Origin of the sequence: Mesorhizobium sp. (assembly GCF_004962925.1) — a bacterium.
GTDB lineage: Bacteria > Pseudomonadota > Alphaproteobacteria > Rhizobiales > Rhizobiaceae > Mesorhizobium.
Map to the genome: position 1 here is coordinate 5155 of NZ_SUEO01000179.1, position 7935 is coordinate 13089.

5 protein-coding genes and 1 tRNA gene are annotated in these 7935 nt (G+C 57.2%); 1 reads left to right on the plus strand and 5 read right to left on the minus strand.

Annotated features, from left to right (window positions below; all coding sequences use genetic code 11):
- The 4 genes from E5W87_RS26935 to E5W87_RS26950 all read right to left on the minus strand — a co-directional run.
- A partial coding sequence (locus E5W87_RS26935) for a type I restriction endonuclease (RefSeq protein WP_292404571.1) occupies nt 1-1822 on the minus strand: 1822 nt, incomplete at its 3' end.
- Between the two features lie 25 nt (nt 1823-1847).
- On the minus strand, nt 1848-2672 hold the full coding sequence (locus tag E5W87_RS26940; protein WP_292404573.1) for a hypothetical protein: 825 nt from the start codon (nt 2670-2672) through the stop codon (nt 1848-1850).
- Nucleotides 2669-3898 (minus strand): restriction endonuclease subunit S, encoded by a 1230-nt coding sequence (locus E5W87_RS26945; RefSeq protein WP_292404575.1) that lies wholly within the window; start codon nt 3896-3898, stop codon nt 2669-2671. Before E5W87_RS26945 ends, E5W87_RS26940 begins: the two co-directional genes overlap by 4 nt.
- Complete coding sequence (locus E5W87_RS26950; protein WP_292404577.1) at nt 3895-6162, minus strand: class I SAM-dependent DNA methyltransferase; 2268 nt, start codon at nt 6160-6162, stop codon at nt 3895-3897. Before E5W87_RS26950 ends, E5W87_RS26945 begins: the two co-directional genes overlap by 4 nt.
- Before the next feature lie 143 nt (nt 6163-6305).
- Here E5W87_RS26950 and E5W87_RS26955 point away from each other — a divergent pair.
- Nucleotides 6306-6382, plus strand: a tRNA-Arg gene (locus E5W87_RS26955).
- 62 nt (nt 6383-6444) lie between these two features.
- On the opposite strand, the gene E5W87_RS26960 is transcribed toward E5W87_RS26955, so the two are convergent.
- Nucleotides 6445-7413: a site-specific integrase gene (locus tag E5W87_RS26960; RefSeq protein ID WP_292404579.1), complete on the minus strand. Its 969-nt coding sequence runs from the start codon at nt 7411-7413 to the stop codon at nt 6445-6447.
- Nucleotides 7414-7935 lie beyond the last annotated feature (522 nt).

The window sequence follows — 7935 nt, forward strand, 5'->3', positions numbered from 1 at the left end:
CGAACAGCGATTTTCCGGCTTCCCACCGCGTCGAGCAATGCTCGACGAAATCCGCCGCGATCTTGTCAAGCCGTTCGTCGGCGGTGATGACTTCATAGTCCTTGCCAAGCAGCTTATCGAGTAAGGCCGCCTGGTCCGGGTCGAGTTCGGCCTCTTCGATTTTCGCCGCGATCCGGTCGTTCAGATCGGCGCGCGCCACACCGAGCTTCTCGCCCCGGTTCTCGTAGATGAGTTTGACGGTCGCACCGTCTTCCTCGGATCGTTTGAAATTGTACTGCGAGACATAGCCGCCGAAGATACGTTTGGTGATTTCATCCTGCCTGAACAGCGGTGTTCCGGTGAAACCGATAAAGGCGGCGTTTGGCAGCGCCAGGCGCATGTTGCGGGCGAGTCTTCCCGCTTGCGTCCGGTGCGCCTCGTCCGAAATCACGATGATGTCGTCGCGCTCACTGTAAGGTTTCTTGGGGTCCACGTCCTGATTGAACTTGTGGATCAGGCTGAAGATGTAGCGGTGATTTTCCTTCAGCAGTTTTTCGAGGTCCGCGCCAGAGGCGGCGCGCGGCGTGTCCTTCTCAACCACGTCGCAGCCTACGAAGGTCTTGTAGATCTGGCTGTCCAGATCATTGCGATCCGTCATTAGTAGGAAGGTGAAATTGCCCTCGACCTTGCGGCGCACCTTCTCGGTGAAGAAAGCCATGGAATAGCTCTTGCCGCTGCCTTGCGTATGCCAGAATACACCAAGCCGCCCGAGGTCCGGGTGCACCCGTTCGACAATGTCGATCGGCCCCTCCGGAATAAAGGGGGATTGCGGCGCCTCAGCCATCCCAGCCAAGTGCAGGGCACGCCCTCGGTCCTCAGCTGGTCGCCTCTCGAGCGGCAGTTCCACTATGCGGTGCTGAAGCCGCCTTTCGAGTGGAAACTCGCGCTTCAGTTCCTCCTGATACGCGACCGACGCCACGGCGCGATTGACGCCGAGGACCTGATGGTTACGCGCCACGATCTTGCGCGTCTTGCCCGCCTTGCTTTCATCGAACAGGATGAAGTTCTCGACGACGTCGAGCAGCCGGTCATGCGCCAGCATACCGTTCAGCAAGATCTCGGCTTCAACGTCGCCCTTGTCGCCTTCGTCAAGACGTTTCCATTCGGCGAAATGATCCCACTCGCTTGTGATCGAACCGTAGCGGGCGCGGTGCCCATTGCTCACGATCAGGAAGGCATTGTGGTGGAAGGCATGGGCTATAACATTCTCGTCCACATAGTCGCGCAAGTTGCCGTCGAACCCGGCGCGGATATTCTTGTAGACCGCCTTCAGCTCGATGAAGACTAGCGGCACGCCGTTTACAAAGCAGACGAGATCGGCGCGGCGGTTGTAGTTTGGCGTGCGCAGGCCGGTTAGTTTCAGTTCGCGCACGGCGAGAAAGCGGTTCGAGCCGGGTGCATTGTCGAAGTCGATCACGCGGGCGCGGGCGTCGCGGCGATGGCCTGTAGCGTCACGCCAAGACACGGGCACGCCGTTGCGGATCAGGCGCGCGAAATCCTGGTTATGCTGCACCATCGAGCGGCTGAAATCATGGACGGTCAGCGCCCGTAGCGCTTCGTCGATCGCGGCAGACGGCAGGTCGGGATTGAGGCGTTGGAGCGCTGCACGAAGATCACGGGCGAGCACGGCGTCGCTAGTGCTGGCGCGACCAAGCAGGCCGCCCGGCCCAAATGTCTCGTCGTTATAGGCATAAACAGACTCCCAGCCGAGCTTCTCCTTCAAATGCGCGGCGAAGGTCGCCTGAACCAGCCGGTCCTCGCTGTTGATGCCAGTTACGGCCACGCGGTTTCCCCCAAATCAGAGCACGTCAAATCTTCTCTCTAGCAAGGTATCTTCCGATACCATCAAGCACATAGTCAATCGTTTCAAGGCAACGCTCGATAAAGGTGGCGCTCATGTAGAAAATCCATGGGTCATTGTTGTGCATGGCCTTTTGGAACCAGTCGGTGGGCCAGCCATCATTCTTAATCCGATTGGCGAATTTCTGCCGCGTCTCGAGCGGCCACTCGAACCCGTTGTGGAACATGTTGTTGCGGTAGCCGAAGAGGGCTGAGAGTGTCTTCTCGTAGCCATCGGGCAAAAAGGCTTGCAAACCAGTCGAGGTTGAGAGCTGCGCGATCCCCGCAACAAGGTCATCTTTTAGGCCGCCGCTGCGAAATACTATCTGCGGGTTCCAGTATTGATCCTGTGCGGCCGTTGCCCTCGGGTCCGTGTTGCCCTCACCCTGCGCCCGCATTCGCAGGCCAGCGAAGATCGTCACGAAAAGGGACTCGGTGAATGGTGCCAGCATGCCTACCGCCGCCATACTGTGTGCTGCATCTTGAAAGACCGAGTCATGCAAGGCATCGACCCATTGTCCTTCGATATGCATCTGATATTCATCGTCACCACCCGCATAGCTGCGGATATGTGCCTCCAGTTCTCTGATGTTCTCGGAGACGGCTTCTTCCGCCTTCTGATTCCGGCGAAGCGCGCTCTTGATAGCAATGAGCTGCGCTTCAAGATCGCGCTCCTCGATCAGGAACAAAGCGTGATCGCGGTTGCTGATCTCCGGCATGTGGTAGCCCGATGCTTCCTGGCCCAGGTCCGCAAGCAAGTCTGTGGAAAATTCTGCTTTTTTGTCATTGCTCACACCGCAATCTCCCCACTCATCAGGCGTGGCAGGAGGAGGTCGCGAGCTTGGGCGAGCTTCTGGTTTGCCTGATCTAGTTTGCTGATCTGTTCAAACATTGGCCCAACTGAATCGTCGAAGATCGATGCAAGCAGCTTGGGAGGGACCGCCAAGCGGTATCGATCAAAACAACTATTTTGCACACGCTGGCGACCAGAAGAACCAATCATGCTTTTGATCGCGTTTTGCCTGAACGAATCCATTCGAGCCGTGAGGTAGACGAAATACGGGCTAACAGTTCGACCACGAAGAACGATGAATTCGGTCGATCCGCATGCCACTTCATTGTCTTGAAGAAAATACACGAAGCCAGTTTTGCCATTCTCAAGGCAAGGAGTGATCCTAGCAAAGAGCGTGTCCGAATTTCGAAATCTGACATTCGTCGACTTAAGGCGAAGTTCAAAAGGCGAGCGGTCAACCGTCATGGCTGTTTCCGATAAAGCGGCCATCGGAACACACAAAATTTCTCCATCATCGTTGCGTGGAGTAGTTGGATTGATTTCAAATGCAACGGAGGTGGATTGTGTTTCCCACCCGCCGGGGATGCCGTCGATGATCTTGACGTGTTCGTGGCCGGGGAAACGGAAGTGGACGAACCACTCGCGGTAGAGCATCCGCGCTGTCTCCTCCAGCAGTGTAATCCGCCGCCGATTGTTCTCGATCAGATCGTCGTAGGCGGAGAGGATATCAGCGATGTCCTTCTGAGCATTGATATCAGGTAACCGTATTGGAAACCGAGAAACGATCTCTGCGCTGAGGTTCAGCATGGTGGAGCCGACAGCATTTCGTTCGAGCCACTCAACCGATCCGGGTGTTCCCATGTAGTAATACAAATACTTCGGCCAAATGAGATTTCCCCGTGTTTCAATCTTCAGGCATCCAGTGCCGCAGAGCCAGCCAGCTTGCTGCTCGCCAATGAAAGCGCGCTTGGTAACTTCGCCCCTCCGTGGCAGCACTATCCCATTCGCTGCCACCCGATGACGAACCAGCCTATCGGCGGTGACTTCAGGAACGCGGGCCACCGACTCTGTTGAGATTTCACCATTGTGTATGTCCTTCGGCATTATCACCGGGACACCTTCTGCTGAGTATTCGGCTTGCTTAAGCTGTGAGCCAAATGGTCCCGTTTGAAGAATGCCCCCATCCTCGCGGACCGCATCGCCAAGCTGCACCAGTTCCGCACTCACGCTCCCAGCTCCTCGAAGTTCTTGGCAATCCGCGCTGCGAGTTCTACCGCTTCCTCGTTCAGCCCCTTCAGATCGATATGGATGGCGCGCAAGGCTTCCTCGAAGTCGAAATCTTCATCCGCTTCTTCGGGCGCGATGCCGACATAGCGCCCCGGCGTCAGGCTCCAGTCATGCGCCTTGATCGCCGTGCGATCGACGCGCTTAACCAGCCCTTCTACATCGCGCAAGACGGCGGCGGGGAAGCGCTCCTGCAACCAGTCCGCCTGCTTCACGAAGTAGCGCGTCTGCCGCAGCGCCTCGACCGCATCCGCCCGCGCTCCGTCCAGCACCTTGCGTGCCCGGTTCACCTCGGCATTGTTCCAGGCGTCTGCATCCCGTGCCGAAAGCTCCCTCACGGCGATGTCGATCACCCGGCCCGACAGTTTCACCGCAAGGTCAATCTGTTTTGTCAAATCCCGGCAGCGATCCGCCAGCGGATGCAGCGCCGCCCGCGCTGCGTTCAGCCCGGTACTGTCGCGCGCCGCTCCCGGCCACGCCTTGGACCTTGCCGCCGCCTCCTCGCCAAAGGCTTCAGTATCCGCCGTCAAGGTCGCCTGCGCACTGGTGAGTTCATCCCATGGGTCGGCCAGTGGATCATCCTTGCGCTTCGCCTTAGCGTAGGGCTCCATGAGATCGGCGAGTTTTCCGAGCGCCTCCTCATAGCCATCAAGCGGCTTTTGCGCCTTCGCGCCGAGCTCCACCGCTTGCGCGAGATAGCTATCCACAAGCTTCAGGAAGCGGTCCTGCTGGCCGCGATAGAGCCAGACAATGGCGGCGATGTTCTGCTGCTGCTCCGGACTGAAATCGCACACTGAGCGCGACACCTTGCGGAAGATTTGCCGCGCATCGAGCATCAGCACATGGTCCCGCCGCACTGCGTCCTCCTCCTTCGCCCGGTCGAAGAACCAGAGTTGGCAGGGGACCGTGCGCGTGTAGAAGAAGTTGCCGCGAATATCGATCATGACGTCGACAGCGCCGGTTTCGACGAGCTTCTGGCGAACCGTCGCTTCATCGCGACCCGCGCTCGACGCCTGCGAGGACATGACCACGCCCGCGCGACCCTTCTCGTTCAGGTAGCTGTAGAAATAGGACATCCAAAGATAATTGGCGTTCGAGACCTTCTTGCCCTTGTTCACGCCGGGCAGGCCAAAGGGAAGGCGCTTGTCGCCCTTCACTTTCTCCGCATCGACCTCGTCCACGTTGAAAGGCGGATTGGCCATCACGAAGTCGCACTTGCCGACAAGTTCGTGTGGGTCCTTGTAGTAGGTGATGGCTTCGTTCCCCGCCCGAATCGTGCCCTGCAGCCCGTGAACGGCGAGGTTGATCTGCGCGAGCTTGGCGGTCGTCTCGTTCTTCTCGTGGCCATAGAAGGTGACACGCTTCATCGTATCCAGGCCCTCATCCTCGATGAAGTGACTCGATTGTACAAACATACCGCCCGAGCCACAGGCCGGATCGAAGACGATGCCGTGGTCGGGCTCGATCACGTTGACGATCGTTTGTACGATCGATGGCGGCGTGAAGAACTCGCCGCCATCATGTGCGCCCTGCTTAGAGAACTCAGCGAGGAAGTATTCGTAGATGCGGCCGAACACGTCTCCGGATGCTGTGCGCAAGCCTTCCGAATCGAACATTCGCATCATTTCTTCGAGGACGCTGCCCTCGAACCGGCCGTAGTCCTTAGGCAGTTGGCCCGCTAACGGCGGAAAGGCAGTTTCGATCGCCTCCATCGCCGAGGTGAGCGCCGCACCAAGATTTCCGTCCTTCCGGGTTTTTAGGATCACGTCGAACCGCGCACTTTCCGGCAGGTTCAAAGCACGGCGTCGGGTAAAATCGGCCTCGACCAGCAGGCGATTGGGCGTCTTGCCAGCAGCCTTGTCGGCCTCGATCGCGACCTTGGCCTCGTAAAATCGGTTTGTCGCGTGGCGCAGGAAGATCAGACCCATAATGGGCATGAAATATTCGTTCGACGCCAGATTGGAGTTTGCTCGCAAATTGTCGGCAATCTTCCAAAGATCTGATTCGAATTTCTCGAGCCCGTTGAAGTGGTCCGCAATCATCATGTGTGCCTTGTCTGCCAATTCGTGTTCGAATGGAACTTGTCTGAATGCCGAATCGTTTTGGCAATAGGGCACGCCGCCACTTTTAGAGAATGCATCGAATGTTCCGAGGATGCTCGGCGCATCCCAGGCACGTGAACAAGCTACTATCACAATGCGGCGCACCCGACAGGGTTTGAACCTGTGGCCCCGGTCGTCGGAATTCGCACAACCTCCACTTGGCCGTTGAAGCCTGACCCGGCTTCCGCTAAGAAGCCGTGACTTGCCGGTTTATCGGCTGGTTCGTTTTCCGGATTTCGATCCTGAACGCACCCGTAGCTCAGCTGGATAGAGCGCTGCCCTCCGAAGGCAGAGGTCACAGGTTCGAATCCTGTCGGGTGCGCCAATAAAATCAAACAGTTACAGTTCTAAAAGGCAGGGGCCATCGGTTCACTTGAACCGAAATGCCTAAAAATCGAGGGCTGAAGCCGCTTTCCGCAAGTGGTTTGGTGAGAACCTGGCGTAGACCTTGTAGGTAATACTCGGGTCCGTGTGTCCCAGATACTGAGCGATCTCGTTGAAGTCGACGCCTGCCTCCGCCATCCATACTGCCGCGCTGTGACGCAGATCGTGCGGTACGGTGCCGGTTAGGCCCGCTCGTCGTACAGCCCCGGCAAAGCCCTTCTTTATATCCTGAACCCGGTTTCCGGCATATTCAATCACGTAGGGAGTCTGCGCTGCCTCTCTGGCGATCAGCAATTCCGCACGCGTCTGATCGGTCATCGGAGTGACCGCCCGGCCCTTGCGGTTTCGCTCTCCATTTACAGCTAGCCGGATCATGTTTCGACCAAAGTCGACCCTATCCCACGTCAACTCCAAGATCGCACCCTTCCTGCCAGCCGTCGTCAAAGCGAGAACGCAATAGAGCCGAATATGGGGCTGGCTGCACCCAGTGAGGAGCCTCTGATACTCGGTCTTGGTCAAATGACAGTCACGGGGAGGAGGCGCGCTTGGCGCTTCAAATAGAGCCCCGCTGACCTTGCCCCAGTTCATGGCCTGACGGACCACGTTGACTTCTTTCAAGATGGTGGCGTCTTTCCTACCCGCGAGACGCCGCAGATCTGCATATGCTTCGCAAACCTGTCGGGTGATCTGATCCGGGCGAAGATGGCCGAAAGTCGCTTTGGCCTGCTTCCACGCAAAAACCAATCGCTCGTGTGCCGCAACGCGTCCCTTCTTGTCGTCGAGGTAAGCCTCTACAAGATCCCCAACAAGAGACCCAACGGGAGTGGACATATCGCGCCTGAAGTCTATCAACCGGCGTTGGGCCTCTGCACTATCTTTGGTGCGGAGCGACCGCCTTTGGGTCCCGCACTCCGTATCTGACCAAACTGCGTACCATGATCCTCGGAAAAGTTTTGCGCGGATTTCTGACATTCGATGTTCCTAACTGCTTCGATTGATACTCTGATGAGGCGACCGACCCGAAATGAGGGCAATTTATTCTTGGCTATGAGGTCCCGGATGTGCTGTGCCGAACACGCCCAGCGGATGCCGAGGGTTTCTGGCGTGAATGAGTGTTGGCCATCCGAGCTATTTTCGGTTAACGGCTCCATCGCCGGACTCCCATGCTGAAGAAAACTTCGGCGTTAGTTGGTTTTCCAGCCGAACAGCTCCGACGATGATGAACATCTCGGTCGTTTTTGTAAGGTTGAGGAAAACTGGTCTAACGCTGATCTCCGGCATATGGGGATCAGGTGATTTTCAACAACACTGAAAGTTGCCTAGTCTATTGGAATTGCGTCTGAAATTTTTGTGAAAATTCAGAGACACGACAAAGGATAATCCGAAAGCGCTCTGCAAACGAAACGCCTCCCTCCAACAAATACGCCCCGTAGCTGGCGGAATTGGCTAGTCGAGCTTGAGACGATCCGATCCGATAGCCTTCAGGCACTGGGC

Coding starts and splice junctions, on each gene's coding strand:
- E5W87_RS26960 (WP_292404579.1), bottom strand. CDS start 7,413: ATGTCAGAAATCCGCGCAAAACTTTTCCGAGGATCATGGTACGCAGTT.